Source organism: Flagellimonas halotolerans (genome assembly GCF_035818535.1).
In the GTDB taxonomy this organism is placed as follows: domain Bacteria; phylum Bacteroidota; class Bacteroidia; order Flavobacteriales; family Flavobacteriaceae; genus Flagellimonas; species Flagellimonas halotolerans.
In genome coordinates this window covers 81,315-104,937 of the sequence record NZ_JAYKYV010000012.1, presented here as the reverse complement: position 1 = coordinate 104,937, position 23,623 = coordinate 81,315, and the positions used below count along the sequence as shown (strand labels likewise).

The 23,623-nt window shown below is 41.9% G+C and carries 19 protein-coding genes and 1 tRNA gene; 4 read left to right on the top strand and 16 right to left on the bottom strand.

Annotated features, from left to right (window positions below; all coding sequences use genetic code 11):
• The coding region (locus VM932_RS13305; RefSeq protein ID WP_326279246.1) for a PorP/SprF family type IX secretion system membrane protein at window positions 1-603 on the top strand (603 nt) is incomplete at its 5' end.
• A 490-nt stretch (window positions 604-1,093) separates the two neighbouring features.
• On the opposite strand, the gene VM932_RS13300 is transcribed toward VM932_RS13305, so the two are convergent.
• The 5 genes from VM932_RS13300 to VM932_RS13280 form a co-directional block, all read right to left on the bottom strand.
• Window positions 1,094-1,170 (bottom strand) — tRNA-Arg (locus VM932_RS13300).
• Between the two features lie 104 nt (window positions 1,171-1,274).
• A complete protein-coding gene (locus VM932_RS13295; RefSeq protein ID WP_326279245.1) occupies window positions 1,275-2,141 on the bottom strand; it encodes a sugar phosphate isomerase/epimerase family protein in 867 nt (288 codons plus the stop codon).
• Window positions 2,142-2,282: 141 nt separating this feature from the next.
• The gene (locus tag VM932_RS13290; protein ID WP_326279243.1) at window positions 2,283-2,837 is read right to left on the bottom strand and encodes a YceI family protein; all 555 of its coding nucleotides are present in this window, start codon (window positions 2,835-2,837) and stop codon (window positions 2,283-2,285) included.
• Between the two features lie 123 nt (window positions 2,838-2,960).
• Window positions 2,961-4,223, bottom strand: a complete 1,263-nt coding sequence (locus VM932_RS13285) for a hypothetical protein (protein ID WP_326279242.1) — start codon at window positions 4,221-4,223, stop codon at window positions 2,961-2,963.
• A gap of 35 nt (window positions 4,224-4,258) precedes the next feature.
• A complete protein-coding gene (locus VM932_RS13280) occupies window positions 4,259-4,861 on the bottom strand; it encodes a YceI family protein (RefSeq protein WP_326279241.1) in 603 nt (200 codons plus the stop codon).
• A gap of 341 nt (window positions 4,862-5,202) precedes the next feature.
• Here VM932_RS13280 and ppdK point away from each other — a divergent pair, with 341 nt between their 5' ends.
• Both ppdK and VM932_RS13270 read left to right on the top strand, forming a co-directional pair.
• A complete protein-coding gene (gene ppdK / locus VM932_RS13275; protein ID WP_326279240.1) occupies window positions 5,203-7,923 on the top strand; it encodes a pyruvate, phosphate dikinase in 2,721 nt (906 codons plus the stop codon).
• 132 nt (window positions 7,924-8,055) lie between these two features.
• Window positions 8,056-8,937, top strand: a complete 882-nt coding sequence (locus VM932_RS13270; protein ID WP_326279239.1) for a cation diffusion facilitator family transporter — start codon at window positions 8,056-8,058, stop codon at window positions 8,935-8,937.
• 58 nt (window positions 8,938-8,995) lie between these two features.
• Here VM932_RS13270 and VM932_RS13265 read toward each other — a convergent pair whose 3' ends face one another.
• The 8 genes from VM932_RS13265 to VM932_RS13230 all read right to left on the bottom strand — a co-directional run bounded on the left by VM932_RS13265 (window position 8,996) and on the right by VM932_RS13230 (window position 19,848).
• Window positions 8,996-10,747: a hypothetical protein gene (locus tag VM932_RS13265; protein ID WP_326279237.1), complete on the bottom strand. Its 1,752-nt coding sequence runs from the start codon at window positions 10,745-10,747 to the stop codon at window positions 8,996-8,998.
• Window positions 10,740-12,968 (bottom strand): tryptophan-rich sensory protein, encoded by a 2,229-nt coding sequence (locus VM932_RS13260; RefSeq protein WP_326279236.1) that lies wholly within the window; start codon window positions 12,966-12,968, stop codon window positions 10,740-10,742. The genes VM932_RS13265 and VM932_RS13260 overlap by 8 nt, the downstream gene beginning before the upstream one ends.
• On the bottom strand, window positions 12,965-14,236 hold the full coding sequence (locus VM932_RS13255) for a BatA domain-containing protein (RefSeq protein ID WP_326279234.1): 1,272 nt from the start codon (window positions 14,234-14,236) through the stop codon (window positions 12,965-12,967). Before VM932_RS13255 ends, VM932_RS13260 begins: the two co-directional genes overlap by 4 nt.
• Window positions 14,237-15,136 (bottom strand): DUF58 domain-containing protein, encoded by a 900-nt coding sequence (locus tag VM932_RS13250; RefSeq protein WP_326279233.1) that lies wholly within the window; start codon window positions 15,134-15,136, stop codon window positions 14,237-14,239. It abuts the gene before it with no gap.
• The gene (locus tag VM932_RS13245; protein WP_326279232.1) at window positions 15,136-16,140 is read right to left on the bottom strand and encodes an AAA family ATPase; all 1,005 of its coding nucleotides are present in this window, start codon (window positions 16,138-16,140) and stop codon (window positions 15,136-15,138) included. The genes VM932_RS13250 and VM932_RS13245 overlap by 1 nt, the downstream gene beginning before the upstream one ends.
• 10 nt (window positions 16,141-16,150) lie before the next feature.
• Complete coding sequence (locus VM932_RS13240) at window positions 16,151-16,771, bottom strand: DUF4159 domain-containing protein (protein WP_326279250.1); 621 nt, start codon at window positions 16,769-16,771, stop codon at window positions 16,151-16,153.
• Window positions 16,772-16,863: 92 nt separating this feature from the next.
• Window positions 16,864-18,180, bottom strand: a complete 1,317-nt coding sequence (locus VM932_RS13235) for a TldD/PmbA family protein (RefSeq protein WP_326279231.1) — start codon at window positions 18,178-18,180, stop codon at window positions 16,864-16,866.
• 27 nt (window positions 18,181-18,207) lie between these two features.
• Entirely contained in the window at window positions 18,208-19,848 is a 1,641-nt protein-coding gene (locus tag VM932_RS13230) for a TldD/PmbA family protein (RefSeq protein WP_293162457.1), read from the bottom strand.
• A gap of 397 nt (window positions 19,849-20,245) precedes the next feature.
• Here VM932_RS13230 and cls point away from each other — a divergent pair, with 397 nt between their 5' ends.
• On the top strand, window positions 20,246-21,652 hold the full coding sequence (gene cls / locus VM932_RS13225; RefSeq protein WP_326279229.1) for a cardiolipin synthase: 1,407 nt from the start codon (window positions 20,246-20,248) through the stop codon (window positions 21,650-21,652).
• Here the strand turns inward: cls and VM932_RS13220 are convergent.
• The 3 genes from VM932_RS13220 to VM932_RS13210 are packed head-to-tail and all read right to left on the bottom strand — an operon-like array spanning window position 21,647 to window position 23,612.
• A complete protein-coding gene (locus tag VM932_RS13220) occupies window positions 21,647-22,654 on the bottom strand; it encodes a 2-hydroxyacid dehydrogenase (protein ID WP_326279228.1) in 1,008 nt (335 codons plus the stop codon). The genes cls and VM932_RS13220 overlap by 6 nt on opposite strands.
• A 21-nt stretch (window positions 22,655-22,675) precedes the next feature.
• Entirely contained in the window at window positions 22,676-23,122 is a 447-nt protein-coding gene (locus VM932_RS13215; RefSeq protein ID WP_326279226.1) for a hypothetical protein, read from the bottom strand.
• 49 nt (window positions 23,123-23,171) lie between these two features.
• Window positions 23,172-23,612 (bottom strand): Hsp20/alpha crystallin family protein, encoded by a 441-nt coding sequence (locus VM932_RS13210; RefSeq protein ID WP_326279225.1) that lies wholly within the window; start codon window positions 23,610-23,612, stop codon window positions 23,172-23,174.
• Between the last annotated feature and the right edge of the window lie 11 nt (window positions 23,613-23,623).

Genomic DNA, 23,623 nt, shown 5'->3' with positions numbered 1-23,623 from the left:
CAGACATGGATGGCCATCGATGTGTCGTACAACATCCAACTGGACGCGGACCATTTGCTCTACTTCGGGATCAAGGGAAGTGCCAACTCCTATGATGCCAACACCAATGGCCTTGTCACCTATGGGGTTGGCCAGGATGGCACCCTGATGGACTACGATAGCCGTTTCAACCCCAATGTCGGGGCCGGGGTCTATTTGAAGCACGATAGGTATTTTGCATCCCTGTCCGCTCCCAAGCTGCTGACCCCGGATCGCTTGCAGGAACGCGATGGAAATGCCTATTTGGGGACCGACCGCATGCACGCCTACCTCAGCGGGGGGTATACCTTTCTCTTGGGCAAAACCTTGGACCTGAAGACCATGGGGATGTTGCGCTACGTGGATGCCTCCCCCATTTCGGTGGAACTGACCGGCATCCTGGACTTAGGGGAACGCTTTGAGTTCGGGGCCAGCTACAGGTACGATGAAAGCGTCAGCGGGCTGTTCCTCTTCAACATCAGCAACGGCTTCAATCTGGGCTATGCCTATGAGACCTCCATCCAAAACCCCATTGACGGGTTGGACAACAATACCCATGAATTGTTTATGAGATTGAGGATGTAACTGGCTTGGACGGATAACAGAAACCACCGAAAACGGCAAATGTGAACCATCCAATATTTTGTCACAGAGATTTGTACGCTAGGGCTTACCGTTGTTGTGCGGTGCCCATTTTTTCCAACGAGAGTGGTACAACATGCCCGTTTTTACAGATTGAGATAAGGCAGTTTTCATTCCCATCCCCGAATAAAACATCTCTCCATAATTTAAAAAAGAAAATCCAGAGCTAGCAAGCAGCTATTTGTAATATTCTCCTAATGATTTTAGTTTCCTTATACAGAATGTGCTATATCTAATTAAAATGTCTCAAAAAGAAGTCTGATCGTTTCTATGATAGAAGAATGGAACTAATGAATAAAACAATATAAATGGATTCAATATTTAACAAATAGATTGATATTGAGTTAAATTTTCTTAAAAAACGACGTGTTTGCAAATTGTTTGCAAAAAAATAGGCCTTGGAAAGTAAAACTTTCCAAGGCCCTTTATTTACTGGTGATCGCGGAAGGATTCGAACCTTCGACCGTCTGCTTAGAAGGCAGATGCTCTATCCAGCTGAGCTACGCGACCAAACTTTGCGGGTGCAAAGATACTAATGTAACCGATTGTAAAAAATATTTTTTTAATTTCTTATCACTTTTATGAAAAGACATTCAAAACGGTTACATTAATTTTTACTTAAAACCTATCTCTTTCAAGCCTTTATGGCTAATCTTAATGACTTCCAAAGGTTTCTTGTCCCAGGTCATATCCTGTTCAACAAAGTATTTTATCATTCCAGAAGTTCCTTTTTCTCCCAAAATTCTTTTAAAGTCAATGGTGCCCTCTCCTACGGGTGCAAATTTTCCTTCCTCGTCCATGTCCTTCACGTGCCATAACTTAAATCTTCCTGGATATTCCTCAAAGTAATCGACCGGGTCTGCTCCAGCTCTAGTAACCCAGTATAAGTCCATTTGGAAATTTACATATTTTGGATTGGTATTTTCCAGCAAATAAACTATTGGTTTTACTCCTTCTTCATTGTCCTTGAATTCAAAATCGTGATTGTGGTACAATAGTTTCAATCCAGCTGCTTCACATTTTTCTCCCAATGTTGTGAGAATATCAGCAAACTCTTTCATAGTGCCTTTCATGCCCATGGTTCTGTTCTTTGGATCAAAAGTGAACATGCCCATCGGAGGCACTGGAATCGTGAAATATTCAAATCCCGCGGCCTTGGTGTCAGCAATTTGCTGATCTGCATTATCCAAAGTTACACTACCCATGTGTGCACTTACCGGGTCCAGCCCCAAACTCTCCGCGTAGGCTTTAAATGCTTGTGGCTCCATACCATAAAATTTTCCGTCTTTGTAATCAGCCGCTTCAATATAGGCATAACCTGCATCCGCCACCTTTTGTAAAGTAGCCTTTGCATCTTCTCCCATGTTTTCACGCACGGTATATAATGCGAGTCCGCCAAAACTGTCTTGAGCATAAAATGTAATTGAAAATAGTGTAAAGGCGAGGGTAAAAATCCCTTTTAATGATAAAATTCTGTCCATTGGTATTGTTTGTAGTTAATTTCAGTTTCAAATGTGGTACACAAGATACTGATTAAAGGTTTTATGAAATGTGTCAAAAAACAAAAAATCCGTTAGATATATACATTCCAACGGATTTTTTATGCAACAAGTGATCAATAATCAAATCTCACTCAACTGCAATGTTAAATGGACTTTTATTTCATCATCAACCTTAATCATGCCAAGCATTTTCTTTGGGGGTTCCAAGTCAAAATCGCTGAGCTTGAGTTCCAACGTTCCGTTGACACATATATCCTTTGCCTGTTCACAATTAAGTAGTGTCTGGTACTTTCGGGAAACACCGGCAATCTTAATTTCGACACCAACATCCACCATACTTTGATTTGGTGATGGGGGTTCCACATAGAGAAGTTTTAGTCCCACTTGTGGGTGCCGTTCTGTTTTGAGCAATTCCTGAAAGTCTCTATTAATGGCCTTGCCCCCACAATCAAAACAATCGTTGATCAATGTAAGTTCTGCGTTTTTAAAAAGAATTTGCTCGGACTTTTCATCATAGATCAAACGAATGGGCATCTCCAACTCCTGTAAATTATACTTGCAGGTAAAATTATTAACGTTGGTGGTACCGGCAATCACAACCTCACTCTCTGGCTCTACCCTTACTTTGGTTTCCCGTTCCGGGTCGTTAAAGTTGAACCAGGATATAAAAAACAATCCTAACAACAGGGTTTTTGTGATATGTGGGATTGAGGTCAACATGAAACCTAAATATAATGATTTTAAGATGTAAGACCTAGGGCATTGCTGTCCTAGGCCTTGTTAAAGATCAATGATGGTCTAGAAACTGATTACAGCTTCCAATAAAACCCCTTTAAACTCACCATCGTGGAAGATACTTGTGGTATCGTATCCATCATATTGTTGGTTTACATACTCTATTTTGGCCAAAATGTTCTTGGTCAAGAATATACCACCTCCAAGTTGGAATCTATCTATCGTTACTTCCGATCCTGATGGGTCGTCTGAATTTACAGTATTGTATCGAGTTCCCAAGTAGAAATTTTCATTGTTGCCGAATCGGTAGATCAACTCACCTGCCAATTGCGTAGCATTTCTATCATCGGTTTCAGCATCAGTTTTTCCAGAAGCACTTTCAAAGGTTCCAAAAAACTCCAATCCTTTATATTTTACAAACGGGTTGATCATAAAGGCAGTGATTTCGTTGTTGAAACCTGGATTGTATCTGCCCGATCTAAAATTGCCCGATGTAGAAGCGTCAACATCCTCCATCACCAAATAGTATCTAGACCCTGCCCTATCGGCACTATAAAGATATGTTCTGGCGGATTTGTTTGTGCTGTACATGGAACCGGTAAACCTAAGTCTCAAATCCTCGGTCACTTGACTATCGTATCCCAATTTGGCCAATATTGAGGCTCCTGTGGTTTCTGGATTGTTCACTGCTTGGTTCAATTTACCGTTGGAAAGCCCGAACATACCTATGAATCCATTTTTTTGGAAGTAAACTTCTCCACCAACCTCTGTGGTAAACGCATCCATGATCAAGTTACCAACAAATGGGTTGTGCATGGCTTGCGAGTTGTCGGTTCTCCTAAAATGGGCATCACCATAGTTGTTTTCCATGTGTCCCACTTTTATGGTCAGGTACTTCATGGCTTCTTCCAAAAGTCCAGGGCTAATGAAATCCAAGTTGTCCACTTGGAAATACCCTCCCTTTACATAAGGTTCTGGGTGGTGACGGGATGACAAGTAAGTTCTCAAGTGCATTCTCACACCTTTGGCCAAGGCCACATCCAAATCCAAGTTTGCGGTTGCCAGGTTAAAGTTGTCCCCTATCGGGATAAGCTCTACGGCCCCCGAGTTTTCATGATCTACTGCTTGGAACTGTAAAGTAGATGATCCACCCACTCTTACTTTTACCCCATCAAAGGTACTTACAGTATCTTTTGGAGCTTCAAAAACATTTACTCCATTTTTGTCCGGCGAGCGGAAATTGTCCAGTTGACGATTTTGGGAATATCCCATAAGCCCTACAAGAAATGCAGCGCCCAATAATCCGAATTTTGTGTATTTTTTCATTACGTTAAATTTATTAGTTGAGTATTACGATTTAATTATTTCCAAACGGTGTTAAAGAGAACCTCGATCTCATCACCTGTGGTAATGGTACCCAAAAGTGCCTTGGGGGGTTCTATGTTGTAATCTGTCATTTTTAAAGGTTTCTTGCCTTCGAGCAGCACCCTATCATCCTTAATCGTTAGATTAAAGGGCAAATCAATGGTATTGGTGCTTCCCGCAATGGTAAGGTTGCCCGTGGCGACCACCTTGTATCTATCAGAGGTAGCGGTGATCGGCGAAACACTTTTCACACTTTTCAACTCAAATACAATTTGTTTGTATTTTTTGGTTTCGAGTGCTTTGTAAGTATTCTTGTCCATGGCTCCCTTTCCACTCTTTAGGCTCTCGGCTTCAACCGTAAACTTTAAAGCGTTGATTTTTGGAAGCTCTCCTGTATTGTCCAATGTAATTGAACCTGATTTTTGTTCTGCCACCTCTTCCCAATCATGAAGGGTCGAAGTTCCTGTTACCATAACTTCCCCTTCAGCATTGTTGAGCTTAAAGTTTTGTGCGGAAAGTGCAAGTGGTACAAGGGCAAATGTTATCCAAAGGATTGCTGCTTTTAAAAGCGACTGTCGGTGTGTTGTATGGTATTGCATAGTTCTTGTTTTTTGTTGGGTCAAAGATCCTTTACGGAAAATTCTTAAAAGATGATATTTGTCAGTTTTTTCCTAAACACCTGATTTTTAACATTTAACCATCAAATATTTTTTTCATACGTTGGCTTTTTCTCATGTACCAATATCATTTGTTCCAAGTTTTTTTAAAAAATCTACTTGCTATCCATCGTACTTAATCAATCACTTTTTAAAAAGACAAAATCAAGGTTTAAACAACTGTAAGGGGTAAAACCCTGATTTTTATCATGTTCTGAAGATCAAGAAGCAGCTAATTTTACATATGGATTTTAGCATTTATCAATCTCTTAATAGATAAAAAGATGGAAACACTCACAGCAAACCAACTCAGCGTATATTCCTTCGGTAACAAAAAGGCTGATGGCGGTCGCGATATGAAGGAACTGCTCGGTGGCAAAGGGGCCAACTTGGCCGAAATGAGCCGTATCGGTATTCCTGTACCTCCCGGTTTTACTATAACAACAGAAGTTTGTACGCAATACAACGAAGAGGGCAAAGACGCCGTAATAAATCGTATTGAACCCGAGGTTCGGGCTGCCATAACCCGTATTGAGGAAACCATGGGAACCATTTTTGGCGATGATGAAAACCCACTATTGATTTCAGTACGTTCCGGGGCAAGGGTCTCCATGCCCGGCATGATGGATACCGTCCTCAACCTGGGTCTGAATGATGAATCCATTAAAGGTGTCATTAAAATGACGGGCAACGAGCGATTTGCCTGGGATTCCTACCGTCGTTTCATTCAAATGTACAGTAGCGTGGTAATGGGTCTCAAACCAGAATCCAAGGACGACCTTGACCCCTTTGAAGAAATCATAGATCATTTAAAGGACAAGCGAAGAATTGAGCAGGACACCCAGTTTACCGTTCAAGACCTTCAGGATTTAGTGTATGACTTTAAGGAAATCGTAAAAAAAAGAACGGGGAAACCCTTCCCGACCAATCCATGGGACCAGCTTTGGGGTGCCATTACCGCGGTATTCGATAGCTGGAACGGCGACCGCGCCCTCTATTATCGAAAAATGCACGGTTATCCCGAAGATTGGGGCACCGCTGTAAATGTGCAGGCCATGGTCTTCGGTAACATGGGGGAGGATTCCGGAACCGGGGTTTGCTTTACCAGGGATGCCGGAACCGGTGAAAATGTGTTCAATGGGGAATACCTTATTAACGCACAAGGGGAAGATGTGGTTGCCGGAGTTCGTACCCCTCAGCAAATTACATTGTTGGGATCACAACGTTGGGCCAAACTGGCTCAAATAGATGAGGAAGAACGCAAGGAAAGCTATCCATCTTTGGAAGAGTTGATGCCCAACATTTATAAGGAACTGTTCGAATACCAGAACAAACTGGAAACGCATTACCAAGACATGCAGGACATGGAATTTACCATTCAACAGGGTAAACTCTGGATTTTGCAGACCCGTAATGGTAAGCGTACCGGTGCCGCCATGGTAAAAATCGCCATGGACTTGCTCAAAGAAGGGCTGATCGATGAAAAAAAAGCCCTATTGCGCATAGAGCCCAACAAACTAAACGAACTTTTACATCCTGTCTTTGATCCCAAAGCCTTGGAAGAAGCCGAAGTAATTGCACAAGGTTTGCCGGCATCACCGGGTGCGGCTACCGGTCAGATCGTTTTCTTTGCCGATGAGGCCGATAAGTTTAAAAACAGTATTCTAGTGCGAGTGGAAACCTCTCCAGAAGATGTAGAGGGAATGAACATTGCCAAGGCGATTGTTACTGCCCGCGGAGGAATGACATCGCATGCCGCGGTTGTGGCCAGAGGTATAGGTAAATGCTGTGTTTCCGGGGCCGGCGCTTTAAAGATCAACTACAAAACCCGAACCCTTAAAGTTAATGGCCATGAGTACCATGAAGGGGATTGGATTTCCATCAATGGCTCAACAGGTAACATTTTGGAAGGTAAGGTTGGCACCAAGGAACCGGAATTGAGTGGCGAATTTGCAGAGTTGATGGAACTATCCGATAACTACGCCACCATGGAGGTAAGAACAAATGCCGATACTCCAAAGGATGCTCTGATAGCACGTAATTTTGGGGCAAAAGGCATTGGTTTGACCCGTACCGAGCACATGTTCTTTGAGGTGGACCGCATCAAAGCTATGCGGGAAATGATTTTGGCCGATACCGTAAAAGGCCGTAAACAGGCATTAAAGGAGCTTCTTCCCATGCAGCGAAACGACTTTGAAGGAATTTTTAGGGCCATGGAAGGACTCCCTGTAACAATTAGGCTACTGGACCCACCTTTGCATGAATTCGTACCCCACCAATTGGCCACCCAAAAAGAGTTGGCCGAAGAGCTGCATATTTCTTTGGCCGCCGTAAAAAGTAAAGTGGCCGAACTGGAAGAGTTCAACCCGATGATGGGACACCGTGGATGCAGATTGGGGAACACCTATCCCGAAATCACCGAAATGCAGACACAGGCCATTTTGGAAGCTGTGCTCAGTGTAAAAAAAGATGGTATCCATGTAAAACCTGAAATAATGGTTCCATTGGTAGGAACCGTTGAAGAGTTTGTGCAACAAAAAGCAATTATTGATGCGACTGCCCAAGAGGTCTTTAAAAAACGCAAGGACACCGTGGAGTATTCCGTAGGTACCATGATGGAAATCCCAAGGGCCATATTGATAGCCGATAAAATTGCAGAAAATGCGGATTTCTTCTCTTTCGGAACCAACGACCTTACCCAAATGACCTTTGGATATTCCCGGGACGATTCAGGGAAATTCTTACCTACCTACCTTGAAAAAGGCATCTTGAAAGCGGACCCTTTTGAGGTATTGGACCAAGAAGGTGTGGGTAGATTAGTGGAATTGGGCACCAAACGAGGTCGTGAAACACAATCCAACCTTAAAGTTGGCATCTGTGGGGAACATGGAGGGGAACCAAGTTCCATAGCCTTCTTCCAAAAAGTAGGGATGAACTATGTAAGCTGTTCTCCATTTAGAGTTCCTATTGCTAGGGTGGCAGCTGCACAAGCTGCAATATCATAATTGTTAAGTACACCTGATCATTCTGTTTTATTTAGAATCCCCGACCTTAAAACTTATCAAGTGTCGGGGATTTTTTTGACCACAGCTTTAATCTGTATTCACGATCTTAGCAGCATCTGACCGAAAAATGATATGAGCAACGAAAAAACCGCCATACGAACTACTTATTTTAGTATTTTTGGTAATATAGGGTTGGCCTTGATAAAAGGTTTGGCCGGATATTTTGGGAATTCCTATGCGCTAATTGCTGACGCCATAGAATCCACCACCGATATTTTTTCGTCCTTTTTGGTTTTGCTCGGCTTCAAATATGCCGAAAAACCACCAGATGAGAACCATCCTTACGGGCATGGAAAAATAGAACCCCTGGTCACATTTATTGTTGTTGCTTTTTTGGTAACATCCGCAACAATCATTGCATACGAAAGTATCCAGCATATTCAAACCCCGCACAAAGTTCCAGAACCTTGGACGTTGATTGTTTTGGGCGGTATTATTCTTTGGAAGGAAATTTCATTTCAAGTAGTCATCAGAAAAAGTAAACAAACCCAAAGTTCCTCGTTGCGGGCAGATGCCTGGCACCATAGGAGCGATGCGATAACCTCCGTAATGGCATTTTTGGGGATTTCCATTGCGCTTCTATTTGGCGAGGGCTATGAAACAGCAGATGATTGGGCCGCCCTTCTGGCATCAGTCTTTATCCTTTACAATAGTTATTTGATATTTCGTCCCGCACTCGGTGAGATCATGGACGAGCACCAATATGATGAACTAATTTTAGAGATCCGGAAAAAATCTTCGCAAGTAGATGGAGTTTTAGGAACCGAAAAATGTTTTATCCGCAAGTCCGGGATGAGATACCATGTAGATCTTCATGCTATTGTAGATGGGAGAATTTCTGTGGAAAAAGGCCATTGGATCGCTCATAATCTAAAAGATTATTTACGAAAAGAAATTCCCAATCTAGGACATGTACTCATCCATATTGAGCCAAATGAATATACTTATAAATAGAAATTATACTAAGTACAACCTTGTTCTTGCAACCACCTTGAATGTAGCTTTAAAAACCCTAGTTAAACAGCTTAGGCTCCAACCATAACCAACCCAAACACAAAAGAAGCACACCATAAAACCATACTGATGAAATTGGTCTCAAGGCTTTTTTTGATGTTGAAACAGAAGTGCTAAAATTGTTTTGAGTGCCAAATTCGCGAAGGTTGGCTTCCAAGGTTTCTGACCTTGTAACATATCCACGTTGGTCTTCATCAAAAACGTAGTATGAATAATGAGCTATGGTATCTTTGGAAACCTCAAGTTGGTTCCATCCCCTTTTTCGCGGATATGCAATTCCGGTCCATTTATTGGACACCAAACCATCTTGAAGCAAGGGAATATATGCCCCTTCATCGGTTTTGACCTCAAAACTGTTTAACGAGGTTCGCAATTCAAACTCGAAAGGTTCGTCTAGTCTTGGGGTTTGGGTTACAGCTTTCCATTCCACTACCGTATGCTGTTCCCTTACTATTTCATCAAGAATTTGAGTCCAGATACGGGCATAAAGCTCCTCCTTTCCATCCAAAACCAACTGATAGGTGTTTTGAAGCACCGTAGTGCCCATTTTACCTTTTTCCACGGGAACAGAGGTCGCTACCGCCAAAGAGTCCACCAAAATTTCTTGTGCCGGAACATCCTGTTGAAAATTATACGGATATTTTTGAAGGGTTTGCGCTGGTTCACCCAAAGAAATCTCAGTAATAAAATCACGATTGAACCGCAATGGCAAGTGATTTACGGAAAGCCGGAACAAACTTTCACTGGGTTGGACAAAAATACCAAGTCCATTACTTTTGGCAACCTTCTCCATTGCCGCTTTTGAGGCACTTCCAAGCCCCGTGTAGGAGTCTGTATCAATGATCAAAAGGTCAAAATCTTTCAAATGCTCCTCGGTAAAACCATAAATGGGATTCGATGCCCCATTAAAATATTCAAACTTGTATTTACCTTTGGTAAGCTGTGTCCGAGCCAGCACCTCATGTCCATTCTCTGTCAAGAAATTTTTAAGGTATTTCGTCTCAAAAGTGGGAAACGTATTGACCATCAAAATCTTTAAGGGCTTCCTCTCCACTATTTGAACGGGCAGTGGCTCATCGGATAATATGCCTTTGTCATTTTTCTCCAAAAGATGGTAAACAAACTGTCCGCTTGCTTTAGGATTGGCCTTAAGTGTTACTCGCTGCCCCTTCGCTTCTCTTAAAAGCACTGAATCCAAGGGATTGCCCCCATTATCGGTCAAAATGGCCCAATGCCCCTCTTTTGGTTGGGAATATTTGGCATTAACGGATAAAACTTCGCCCAGTGGAATTTCGGTTTTATACGAAATATCCGTCCATCCTGCCACCGCTTCACCGCCCAAAAAGGCAACGTATTCATCCTTCACCTGCCAAAAATCAAAAGGTGCCAAACCATGACCAAGAACAAACAAAGAGTCCACATCTTCCACAATGGACAATGTTCTTCCTTTGGAATACGCTTCGGTTTGTATGCGTTTGTAAATTGATTTTAAACTATCCAACTGAGTAGGTCGATATCCTTCGGTCAAAACAACGCCTTTTCCGTTGGTTGATTTTTGCCAAGTACTCGGCTTCAGTACGATTATCGCCAATGAGGCAATCGCCAAAAACGCTGTAATCAATTTTACCCAAAACCTTTGCTCTTTTCGTTGCGACCATTCTTTCAAGATAAAAACCGCCCATAGTACCAGACCGATCAAAATCACGGGCCACAAAAGATTTTGGTTCATAAACATCGCCCCATCACTCATAAACTCCCAATTCCTTTAGATACAATAGATTGATTTCGTCTTGGTATTCGGCCCTTTTCATCGGATTGTCCGCTACCTCGGGAAGTACTTCCAATAGGTTTTTTTGAACCGCTTTAAAGTTTTCTTTGTTTCTATTTGCAACTTTTTCAAGATCTCGTAAACCCTGAAGTACTTTTAAATATTTGAGCGGTTCGGAAATTGCTTTTGGCGCCAGTTCATTTCCTGCGTCAATAAAAAGGGCACTATCGCGGTCATCAAACTGCTTTTCACCTAAAATCAAACGTTCCAAACGAGCAATGGTTTCCCTCGTTGAAGTAAAGGGCATTTGATATTCAAACGCTTCCTTTTTATCAAAATTGGTAATATCCCCAATATCCCCGCTCAACCTACTTTCCTCTTTAATGGGCGGTGGGTCAAAACCGATGCGATGCACATAAATTCGCACACTGTTTTTTATGTCTTGAATTATTTTAAGGGCGTCATATTGGTACGGCAATGATTTTTCAGGTTCGTAAAGTCGTAAATGGAGTTCAGCATCCCACATAATGTTCAACGCATCCCGAAGCTTTGCCTTCAATGATTTTTCGAACAGGGTCGACGCTTCCGGGTCCGAATGGTTGTGCAAATAATCGTGCAGGGGGTCTTCCTCTTCTTCCCCATTCTCGTGACCGTGTTCTTGCTCCTGGACCAAATTGTGTTCGTTATCGCTATCGTGCCTGTGACTGTATTCATCCAAAAGGTCTTCGCCTTCCTCACCCGCATGGCCATCTCCTTCTGCTTCAGTTGAAGAAACTTGCCCTGGTGCTGCTTGCATTTCGGTCTCATCTCCCATAAACTGTCCATACTTTAAACGCAATTGTTTTTGATCAAAACCTAATTCGTTGCTCCTAGACTTGAAATCTTTTTCAGAAGTATTTGGTTTGTCCGCAATGAGTTTTTCTGTATCGATGATCAATTGGCGTTGGCTCCTAAAATAGTCGGGCATTAAATCCACGCCCAAGTTCCCCTCTACCACAAAAGCATCGGATACCGTATCTCGGATTACAGCGAAATAGGTCTCGCTACGTCCAATGTTCTGTGTTGGTGTTTTTTGATCCAGCGCCTCCACATAAAAATAGAGTTCATCCCCCGGGTCCATTTTAAGGGCATCCAAATCCAAAGCTTGCTGTAATTGGGTTCGTTTATTCCCTTTGGGAATAGCCGCATCAAAACGGACGGTTTCCTCTCGAAATTTAACCGATTCACCAGAGCCTTTGCTCACTGTTGCAATAATGTAGGTATCATCAATTCCAAAATCATCAGAAATGTTGGTGTTGAGCATCAAACGTTTATCATCATCAAACTCAAAATAGGTATAGTTGTCCAAGCCTTCAATTTGAACCATTGGTGGTTCATCGGTCACCATTTCCATGGAATACAAATCGCTTACGTAGTCATTCCCACTATCATCTTTAAAAGTGAAACTGTAAAAGCCTGAAGCCTCTAGTTTTTTGGTCAATCGATATGATTCTTGTGTTTTTGTAAAACCGATGCGCTCGCCCATCAAATCCATCTCCACCTCTTGCACATCACCATCGAATTCAAGATTCCAGGTGACTCTTGAACCTTCCACAGCTTTAATGTTGGGAGCCGAAGTGTTCAACGTCCTTTTTCTTGTATATGCTGGATATGCAATCGTGATATTGGTCGCTATCAATTCTGGGATTTCAGCAGTAGTGGACAAAGTATCTTTCGGAGCAAAAGTGATTTGTTCGGTATTTGATGAATCTCCTCCCGATGGATTTCCAAACTTGGTCAGTACAAATCTGCCGGCAAGTCCCAACAGTATCAATCCAAACATCACAAGAGCCGCCTTTAATAGGTTGTGGGGCGGTCTCAATTTGGACAAAACAGGTTCCAATTGCGTGGCCACCCGATATTGCTGCAATTTGGACAGATCGGAAAGTTCATGGGTTGGTGACAATAATAGTCCACTACTAAATCCCGCTTCGGGTAAGTGCGCATCAATATAGCCTACGGCATTTTCCGAACTTATTTTCCAAGGTTTTAAAATCCAAAAGGTAATTCCCGATGCCATTAGCAAACCAAGAATTCCATAGAAAATATTATGGGTCAACAGGTACACAAAACCACCAAATCCAACAGCATAGAGCAATCCTTCCACATATTTGAATTGCTGCCATCGTTTCTGAAATTGTTCTATCGCCCCTGCTCCCATCATTGTTTTTTATAGTTTGATAGCAAACGTTCAACGATCATTAGCATAGCCAGAAAGCAGAATACCCAGAGGGAAATATCAAGTAAAGTTGCCCGTTCCCTTTTTCGTTTTGGTTCCACATAATTGGGTTTAAGTTCAGCTTCGTCCAATTGTCTTGCATCCACATTGGTTACCACAGCTTTTAAATCATTGTCCAGCCCTAAAATGGTGAGTAACTGTTCGGGCAAGTGTTGGTCGACCGTGTTTTTGGGGTTCAATCTTGATGTTAGATAAAATAAGTTTTCCAGAGGGGATAATTCAATCAATTGTTTTGCCAAAGGATTTTCTTGATACACCAACCATTTACCCTCTAAATTATACTTAGGTTCATTGCTCAACCAAATGTTCAAATTAGCTTGATCACTCGTCGGTTCATCTTCTTTGTGAACAACAATTTCACGCTTCAAAAATGCCGATAATGCCCTAAAAGACGCCTCCATATATTTTCCTTCGCGTTCAAAATCGTCCGCCACATACAAATTGATTTGAATTGTATCCAATGTATTTAAGGGAACGGTGATAGGTTCATCGGAAAGTAAACGGAGGCTATCGTTGGTGATTTCAAAGCCCTCCTCCAATGCTTCTTTATTGAATTTGGTCGCTCTACCACTGCTTGAAACGGTTATCAATTCAACTCCTGATTCACGATTAAAAGCCAATAAGGGTCTATCTTTAGCTTCTTCTGATTCCATAACCACCCAATGGATTTTCTTTTGGGTATTGGGCCGCATCGATTTGATTCCTTTGACCAGTGCTTTTGTGAAAACCACAATACTATCCGAACGCAACGAATCCATTTTTTGAACCAATTGCCAATAGTTGGGCTGTTCCTTGTCCGATTGATAATCGGCATCAACTTCCCATTCAGGAAATCCATTTTTCAAAAGAAAAACAGGGGAATCCTCTTGTAAGCTATCCAAAACAGAGCTGATGGATGCTTCATTGGCAATAGACGATTCCACCAGATAGGTTATTTGTTTTTGATTGCCTTTGGTGCGCCATTGTGGGCCTGCCATCAATAAAACAATCAAAGCAATAATCAACATTCGTAACAATAGCAACAACCATTCGTTCAATTGAATACTACTGGATTGCCGCGAATTGGATTCGTCCAACAACTGGATACTTCCAATTTTTATGGTCTTCGCCTCCTTTTTACTCCACAAATGGATAGCCAAGGGAACCAAAAGTCCCAAAAGTGCCCAGAGATATGACGGATTCGCAAAAACCATTTACACTAATCGTATTCGTTCTTTTAAAAATAATTGTAAAGCATCTCCCAAGTCATTGTCCATTCTAAACAGATGATAATATACTCCTTGGGATAGCAATTGCTCTTTGGTTTGATTTACTTTTTCGTCCAAAGCTTTTAAATAGGCTGTTTTGGCCTTGTTTACATCCACTTTGACCTTGGCTCCAGTTTCCAAATCTTCAAAAGTGACGGACTTTTTATAATCAAAATCCATTTCTTTTCCAGACATAATTTGAAGAACAACGACCTCATTTTTGGCAGTCTTCAGGCTTTTTACAAAATCGGACAGTTCGGAAACATCTTCGTACATATCCGTCAGGAAAAATACCAGCTCCTTTTCTCCCCTATTGTGGATTCTTCTCGATGCAATGGAGAGTTCGGGCCATTTCCCCTTGGTGGAAATCCTCAACAACTCCAACAGCAAACGGTTGAAATGTTTCTTATCCGCTTTGGGGTAGATACTCACAAAATCATCTTCATTGAGTGCAAAAAGCCCTACGGAATCGCCTTGTTTTTGAGCCATATGTGACAAACAAGCCACCATTATCCGAGCAAATTCCAATTTGGAAATGCCATCTTCTTTGTGATCCATGGAAGCACTTGCATCCACGATAAATTTCACGGTAACGTGACTTTCCACTTCGGATTGTTTGATGTAATAGCGACCTGAACGGGCCAACATCTTCCAATCTAGCAATCGTAGGTCGTCCCCAGGTTCATAACCACGGTATTGACTGAATTCCATTCCGGGCCCCACACTTTTGCTCCGGTTCAGACCGGAAGTGTATCCTTCCACCACAATACGCGAGATCAGGCTAAGGCCCGATACGGTATTGATGACTTCAGGTTTTAAAAGGTCGTGGTAGTCCCTTGATGCCATTATTTATCCCTTAATTGAACTGCTTTCAGTATTTCTTTTGTGACCGTATCCGAGGTGATTCCTTCGGCATCGGCCCTAAAGTTTACGAGTACCCTGTGCCGCAATACAGGTAAGACTACTTTTTGTAAATCTTCCAGCGTAACGGCCAATCTACCTTCCAAAAGTGCATTCGCCTTCGCGGTCAAAATCATTGCCTGACCTGCACGTGGGCCTGCGCCCCAATCCACCCACTGTTTCACGTAGTCCACGGAAGTCGTATCGGGTCGTGTGGCACGGATTACATCACTTACATATTGAATCAACCCATCGCTGATAGAAACTTCTCGAACCAGTTGTTGCAATCTCACGATATCGTCTCCTGACAATACCTTATTCAATTGGGCTTTTTTGGTTCCCGTAGTGGCCTTTAAAATTTGTGTTTCTTCTTCGTCCGTTGGATATCCTATTTTGATGTACAACAAGAATCTATCCTGCTGTGCTTCCGGCAACACAAAAGTTCCCGATTGTTCAATGGGGTTTTGCGTAGCCAAAATGAAAAATGGCTTGTCCAAGGAATACGTTTTGTCCCCATAAGTCACCTCGAACTCCTGCATGGCCTCCAAAAGTGCCGCCTGCGTTTTTGGTGGTGTTCGGTTGATCTCATCCGCCAAAATGATGTTAGAGAAGATAGGCCCTTTGTTAAATTTGAAGAACTTTTTGCCCGTGCTATGGTCCTCTTCCAAAATTTCTGTTCCGATAATATCCGATGGCATTAAATCGGGGGTAAACTGTATCCGTTTAAACTTTAAGTCGATGGCGTTGGAGAGCGTTCGGATCATCAATGTTTTAGCAAGTCCTGGCACACCTTCGAGCAAGGCGTGGCCGCCTGCAAGAAATGTGATGAGCAATTGGGAAACGGTCTCTTCTTGACCAATAATTACTTTGCCGATTTCTTTTTTAAGGGCGGTCAGCTTTTCCGAAAGCCCTTCTACTTCACTTGCAATCTGTTGTAGTTCTTTATCCAAATTAGTATCGTTAAGAGGTTAAAGCATATAGTACAATATTCACCCCAAATCGGGTATTGTCTATTTTGTACCAGCGTTTGTTTCTAAAATCGTAATCCCATTCGCAGCCATAGTCCTTGTTGCTGTATAGCACACCGATCCTTCCATTTATTATGATGGCCTTAAGGTAATCGTGCACTAGGTCATCTCCCCAACCATTAAGTTCTTGGGATGTGGTGGGAGGGCCATCATCAAACTCAAAGAAAATGGTATAGATTTCGTGGTCATTGGGAATTTTTCGAAGTTCACCCGGACCGAATATTTCTTCCATTTGGAGTTCGAACGATTTGGCAAAAAGACCATCAATATCGTGGTTACAGTCATCAGCAAAAACAAAACCACCGTTGCGCACGTATTTTTCAAAATTTTCGCGTTCCTTTTTGGTAAACTGGACCAATTTATGGCCCGAGATATAACAGAATGGGCTTTTAAAAATATCGTCGCTGGCAAGGGTGATAATCTTCTCCTGAGTATCCACCTTTAAGGTGGTGTACTCGACCAGGGAATTCAGTAAATTGGAGGGCATACGCTGATCCACATCCCAATCCCCTGACTCATACTGCAATCGTGTAAAAAAGAATTCGTTGTCCAATGCCATTTAGGTGGTAGGCTAAAATCGTTGCCAAAATAAAAAACTGGCGGTCAAGGATAACCTGACCACCAGTTTGTTTTAATTCTTAGTAATTATACCGCATCCGAAAGACTGGTGAACGTAAAGTCACGAATCTTCATATAAGGTATTAAGTTTCCATCGACACGTACTTGTTGTCCAAGGGATTCCAAATTATTCAACATAATAATCGGGCTCTCGTTGAACCTAAAATTTTTGACAGGAAACTTGATTTCCCCGTTTTCAATATAAAAAGTACCGTCCCTGGTCAAACCAGTGTACAATAAGGTCTGTGGGTCCACACTTCTAATGTACCAAAAACGAGTCACCAAAATACCCTTTTTGGTGCCCTTGATCATATCCTCAAGGCTTTCGTCCCCACCTTCCATTATTCCATTACTTGGGAATGGCACGGGGTCTACGCCTTGCTTTTCTGCCCAGTAACGGCTGTAGGCCAGGTTCTTCACCACACCATTTTCTATCCAACTGGTTTTCTTTAAAGGTTGCCCTGCTCCGTTCCAAGTGGAGGTCGGTACATCGGGATGTAAGGGATCTGACCAAATATTAACACGTTCGTCCACTATTTTTTGCCCAATTTTATTACCCCCTTCTTTTGCGGACATAAAACTTCTACCCTCATCGGCAGATCGTGCATCAAAAGATCGGAACATATTTTCCAATAGGCCAATCGATGCTGCCGGTTCCAAAATTACCGTGTACTTTCCAGGTTCTATGGCTTGGGCTTCTCTGGACATTACTGCTTTGTCTATCGCCGTTTTTGATGCTTCGTCCGCATCAAACTTGGAGATGTCGTTGTAATCCCTGGTCACCCAGCCTGATCCTGTACCGTCGTTGGTACGCATGGTTACTGTAAAGTCCACATCGGTAGATTGATTGTAAGCAAACAGTCCGTTGGAATTGATCATGGCCGAAAACTGGGCAGAATCGTCCAAGAAACCTGCTGCGGTCACATCTTTGGCCGCTGCGGGAACAATGCTTTTATTGGCGACCTCTGCCCTGTACTCTGGTGTTACATTGGCGGTAGCTTCCTTATATGTAATCGCTTCATCATATTCCTGTGGTCCCAAAGGAGACATAAACTCAGGGTTTTCCGGTGACAATCGGGCCAATTCTTCAGCCCTTCTCACCACTTTTTCCAACGATGCATCATCAAACTCATCGATGGTGGCTGTACCTACTTTTTTACCAAAACTTGATTGTACCGCCAAACTTTGTGTTGATCTATATCCGGCAGTGGATACGGTATTTCTTGCATATCGGATATTACCGCTGTTACTTCCACTTAGGTTTATTTCGCAGGCATCGGCCTTGGAAAAACTCAACGCCTTTTCCAAAATCTTTTTTGCTTCTTCTTTTGTATATATAGCCATTGTCTTATTATTTAATTTGAATAAACCTTAAATGGTCCTACCTGTGTTAATTACATTGACTCCGTTGAATCTTGACGTGGAGCTACCGTGTGAAACGGCACTTACCTGTGAAGGCTGCCCTTTTCCATCGAAGAAGGAACCAAACAATCTGTAATCGTCCTTATCACAAATTTTGACGCAAGAATTCCAGAATTCCTGGGTATTGGATTGATAAGCTACATCATCGAGCATACCTACAATCTCACCGTCCTTGATTTCGTAGAACAAGGTTCCTCCAAACTGGAAGTTGTAACGTTGTTGGTCGATGGAGTACGAACCACGGCCCAAAATGTAGATGCCTTTGTCCACATCCTTAATCATATCCTGCAAGGAATATTTTTCGGTACCCGGTTCCAAGGAAACATTGGGCATACGTTGGAACTGCACATCTTCCCAACTTTGGGCGTAGCAGCATCCGTGCGATTCGTTTTGATCGATCATATGCACCTGGTCGCGAATGGCCTGATAGTTCACCAAGGTTCCGTTTCTGACCAAATCCCATTTTTTGGTTTTTACGCCCTCATCATCATAACCTACGGCGCCTAAAGATCCTACTTGGGTCTTGTCCGCAACCAAGTTTACGATGTTGCTTCCGTAATTAAAGTCTTTTGATTTCCATTTGTCCAATGTAGCAAAACTGGTACCTGCGTAGTTGGCCTCGTAACCCAGTACACGATCCAATTCCAACGGGTGGCCTACAGATTCGTGAATGGTCAATCCAAGGTGGTTTGGTTCCAAAACCAAATCGTACTTACCGGCTTCAACCGATTTTGCCGTTAATTTTTGTTTGGCCTGCTTGGCCGCCATAGTGGCGTCCTCTATAATATCGTAGCTTCTGTTGTATAAGGTGATGCCTTCTGGTCCGGAGAGTTTTTCCGATTCCAGGCCGTCCATGTACTCGTAGCCCATACCCATTGGTGCGCTCAATGCCTGACGGCTCTTGAATTTACCTGCTGCACGGTCAATGGCCGTAACATTAAAGGTTGGCCAAATACGATGTACGTCTTGATCAATGTATGATCCATCGGTAGAGGCAAAATACTTTTGCTCGTTCACCATAAAAAGGGCGGAATTTACAAAGTTGGCGCCATTTTCCATGGCAGCCGCATTTGCATTCAAAAGCAAATCAACTTTTTCGGAGATGGGTACTTCTTTAAAGTCCTTTTTTATGGGAGTTTTCCAAGAAACTTCGCCATGCGACTCAACTGGAGCCAATACTACGGGTTCCTTTTGAATCTTGGAATTGGCCTTGGCAATGGAAACAGCATGTTGGGTAGCCTTTTTTATACCGTCCTCGGTTACATCATTGGTCGAGGAAAAGCCCCAAGTTCCGTTGGCTATAACCCTAATCCCAATTCCGAACGATTCTGTATTCACCACGTTCTGAACTTTATCTTCCCTAGTAAAAACATATTGGTTCAAATATCTCCCTATTCTGGCATCTGCATAGGTGGCCCCCATGGACTTTGCCGTATTTAGGGCAACATCTGCCATTTTCTTTTTAAGTACGGTATCCATACCTGGTTCGAGTAGCGCTTCTGCAGGAATATCGTTCCCCAAAAGAAGCGAGGGCATCATCATTGCTCCTGCACCCATACCAGCGTACTGTACAAAATCTCTTCTTTTCATAAGTTAGTTGTTTGATTTACTTTTAATTAAAATAGGTGGGTATATGTTAAAATTGGTCTGTACGAACCCATAGGTTTTAAAATTAAGTAGTGTTCCTCTAGTTTTATGTTAATTTTAACCTAAAATACAAGAGGTGAAACCTTAATTTTCCAATACTTATCTAAGCACTGTCATTTTTTATTTATATCACAGTTGACCATTATTCTTTAATAAAATGCAACCTTCACCCCTTTTTGGTATCCTTTTCCTCTTATTTGTTACAGTTTTATTGATTTTTATTTAACAGTCAATCCTTCAAACGTTTCAAAATATTGAAACCATTAGTTAAAAAGAAGCGTTCAATCGCCCAAATAGTTTGATTAACTTGTCAATGAATTTTAATGAATCAATACAATTAATGCTCATACCCATTCTCATAGGACTTTATATTATAATTGCCCTTTTGATGGTTGTTAGCCTGCTTTTGAACGGGGTTAGGCCCAGCAAGACCTTGGCCTGGTTGTTGGCCATTTTTACCATTCCCGTGGCCGGCGCTCTCCTCTATATTTTGTTCGGCAGAAACAGAAGGAAAATTAAAATGTTTTCTTTAAAAAATCAGTTTAATCCTTTGGATGAATTGGAAAATGCCCAATGCCATTCAGAATTATCCGCCAACAAACAAAAAATAACCTCCTTGATCAACAATACTTCAAAATGCCCGGTTACGTGCCTTAACGAACTTGAATTGCTAAAAGATGGGAAGAATACCTTTGAAAGTATATTTGAGGCGCTGGAAGAAGCCAAAGAACACATTCACCTACAATATTACATTTTTGAAGACGGGATTTTGGCCGATAAGCTATTGGAGGTCTTTGAAAGAAAAGTAGCTGAAAATGTTACTGTGCGATTGTTGTATGATGGGATTGGCAGTTACTCCTTGAGTAAAAAATACCTTAAAAGGTTAAAGCAAATCGGGGTGGAAACCGCCCAATTTCTTCCTTTTAAATTTGGTAGGTTCCTTAGCGCGTTGAATTACCGAAACCACAGAAAAATTATTGTAATCGACAATAAGGTCGGTTTTACAGGCGGTATCAATATTTCGGATAAGTACCTGAAAGGGGATCCTGCATTGGGCAAATGGCACGACACCCATTTGAGGATTGAAGGTGAGGCTGTTGATTATTTGAACAGAGTTTTTGTAGGCGATTGGTATCTTGCTAGTGAAAATAAAGTGGATATAGCTGCATTCAAGGTGCACAAGGCTCCCCAGAAAGGTACTTCGCTACAAATAGTTCCCAGTGGCCCTGATGATGATTTTGATGTAATGGAGCAGGCCTTTTTTTCCATCATCAATAGTGCCGAGAAATACCTTTACATCGTTAATCCGTACATCATTCCAAACCATGCCATTTTACAAGCTCTTATTACCGCAGCATTAAGCGGGGTCGATGTGAGAATTTTAATGTCGTCCAGTACGGATATTAAACTTGTGGACTGGTGCGTTAGGGCCTATTACGAGTCGTACCTTAAGGCCGGAATCAAGATATATTTGTACGATGATGGTTTTTTGCACAGTAAAGTTATGCTGTGCGATGATGAGATTGCCAGTATTGGTACGGCAAATCTCGATAACAGGAGCCTACAGCAAAATTATGAGGCACAAGTCTTTGTTTATGACCCCGCCCTGTGCAAACGCATGAAATCTGATTTTTTAAAGGATTGCGAAAAATCCACTGTCCTAACAGATTATGAAAAATACAAAAAGAGACCTTGGATTAAAAAATTGGCACAAGGCTTTGCCAAATTGTTGAGCCCTCTGTTATAACGAGATGGTTTCGTAACCCAATTCGTTTTTACAGATTTTCCCTTCTTCCCAGCAATCGAGGTTATAAATGGTGGTCTCCGCAATTCTTTCAAGGGCTTCTTTGGTTGCGAAGGCTTGGTGGGGCGTTAAAAGTACATTGGGCAATGCGATCAATTCTTGTAAAAGCGCATCGTTTAATCCTGTTTTACTGTTATCCCTAAAGAACACACCTCTTTCATGTTCATAAACATCGGTTGCATAACCTCCAAGATGGCCATCTTTTAATGCGCTTATAACATCTTCCGTTTTTACGATACCTCCCCTTGCCGTATTGATCAATAAAGCTCCCGGCTTCATTGCCAAGAACAATGGTTCGTAAAAAATGTGGTGTGTTTCATAATTTAGGGGCACATTTATACTGATTACATCCGATCTTCTGCATAGTTCTTCCAAAGGAAGGTACTCAAGATCATAATGATTTTCCAGATATTGGTTCCGCTTCACATCGTTGGCTACCACCTTGCATCCGAAAGCATGGAATATTTTTACCAAAATGGAACCGATTCTACCCGTTCCCACAATGCCAACCGTTTTTCCGTTCAAATCAAACCCAACCAAATCATCCAATAAAAAATTGTGTTGTTTCACTTGGGCATTGGCCTGGATCAACTTACGGTTTAGTGCCAACAATAGACCTACCGCATGCTCTGCTATGGAATGGGGAGAATACTCTGGAGCATAGGCCACTTTAAGCCCTATTCGTTTGGCGGACTTAACACTGACATTGTTATAGCCCGTTGATCTTAGGGTAATGTATTTTACCCCCAGCTCCTTTAAAATCTCCAGAACCACCAAAGACGCTTCGTCGTTTGAAAAAATTGAAATGGCATCGTACCCGGCTGCCATTACTGCCGTTGTGGAGTTCAGGGTATCGGGTACGAACTTGATATTATGCTTGTTACCATTGGATTTTTTCAGTTCTTTTATCTCAAAATCCTTGGCGCTATACACCAGTACTTTCATATGCTTTGTTTCTAAATAAACTTAGTTCAACAATCTTTTTTGCTTTTTGCGCTTGATTACGTTGGATACGATATTGAATATTTTGGTTTTGGAGTCTCTATATTTTACAAAGTAATCTTCTATCTCCTTGCCCAGATCATTATGCGTGTCCAAGTAGGCCTCCTCCATTTTTTCTTGGTTTACCTCATCTACCATAATCTGAAGTTGATTCTCGTGCAATTGCACTTTTTTGAAGAGATCCACCAAGTCTTTCTCCAATTTGTCCAAGGATTCAACTACAGGTTGTACGCTTTTGAACATATCGGAATCTATAATGTCCAATGTATAGTCCTTCACCATTTGATTCAGAAATTTTTGTTCATCACGGGCAAATTTTAATTCAGAGGACCACCTTTTTGATTCTTCGTGCAGCTCGTCCGCACTAAACCATTCCCTAAATTTTCTTTTGTTTAATTTTGTTTCCATCATTTTAATGCTTTTGGGCGGCAGATGAAAGTTCATCTACCGCGAACTCAGGTTATACTACCTCTATTATTTTTTTCTGTTCTTTCTTGGCTTCTTCCATTTTAAGGACTTTAAGCCCAAGAATACCATTTTTGTAAACTGCCTTTACTTCTTTTGATCGATCAACCGAAGCGGGCAATTGCAAGGTCCTCGTAAATGCATTGTAGTTGAATTCCCTTCGGGTGAAGTTTTCTTCCTCCTCGGTCTCTTCCTTTTCTTTTTGTGCAGAAACTTCCAATACATCATCTTTTATAGTGATCTTGAAATCTTTTTTTTCAAATCCAGGTGCGGCAAATTCAATTTCAAAACCATCTTTGTGTTCCTTAACATTCATTGATGGATGGGTTTTTTCCAAATTGAAAAAATCATCATCCACAAATGCATCTCGATTGAAGAAATCAATCAATCTTTCGTTCCATGGAAATCGCTTTCCGTTCAATTTTACAAGTGACATAACTATTTAAT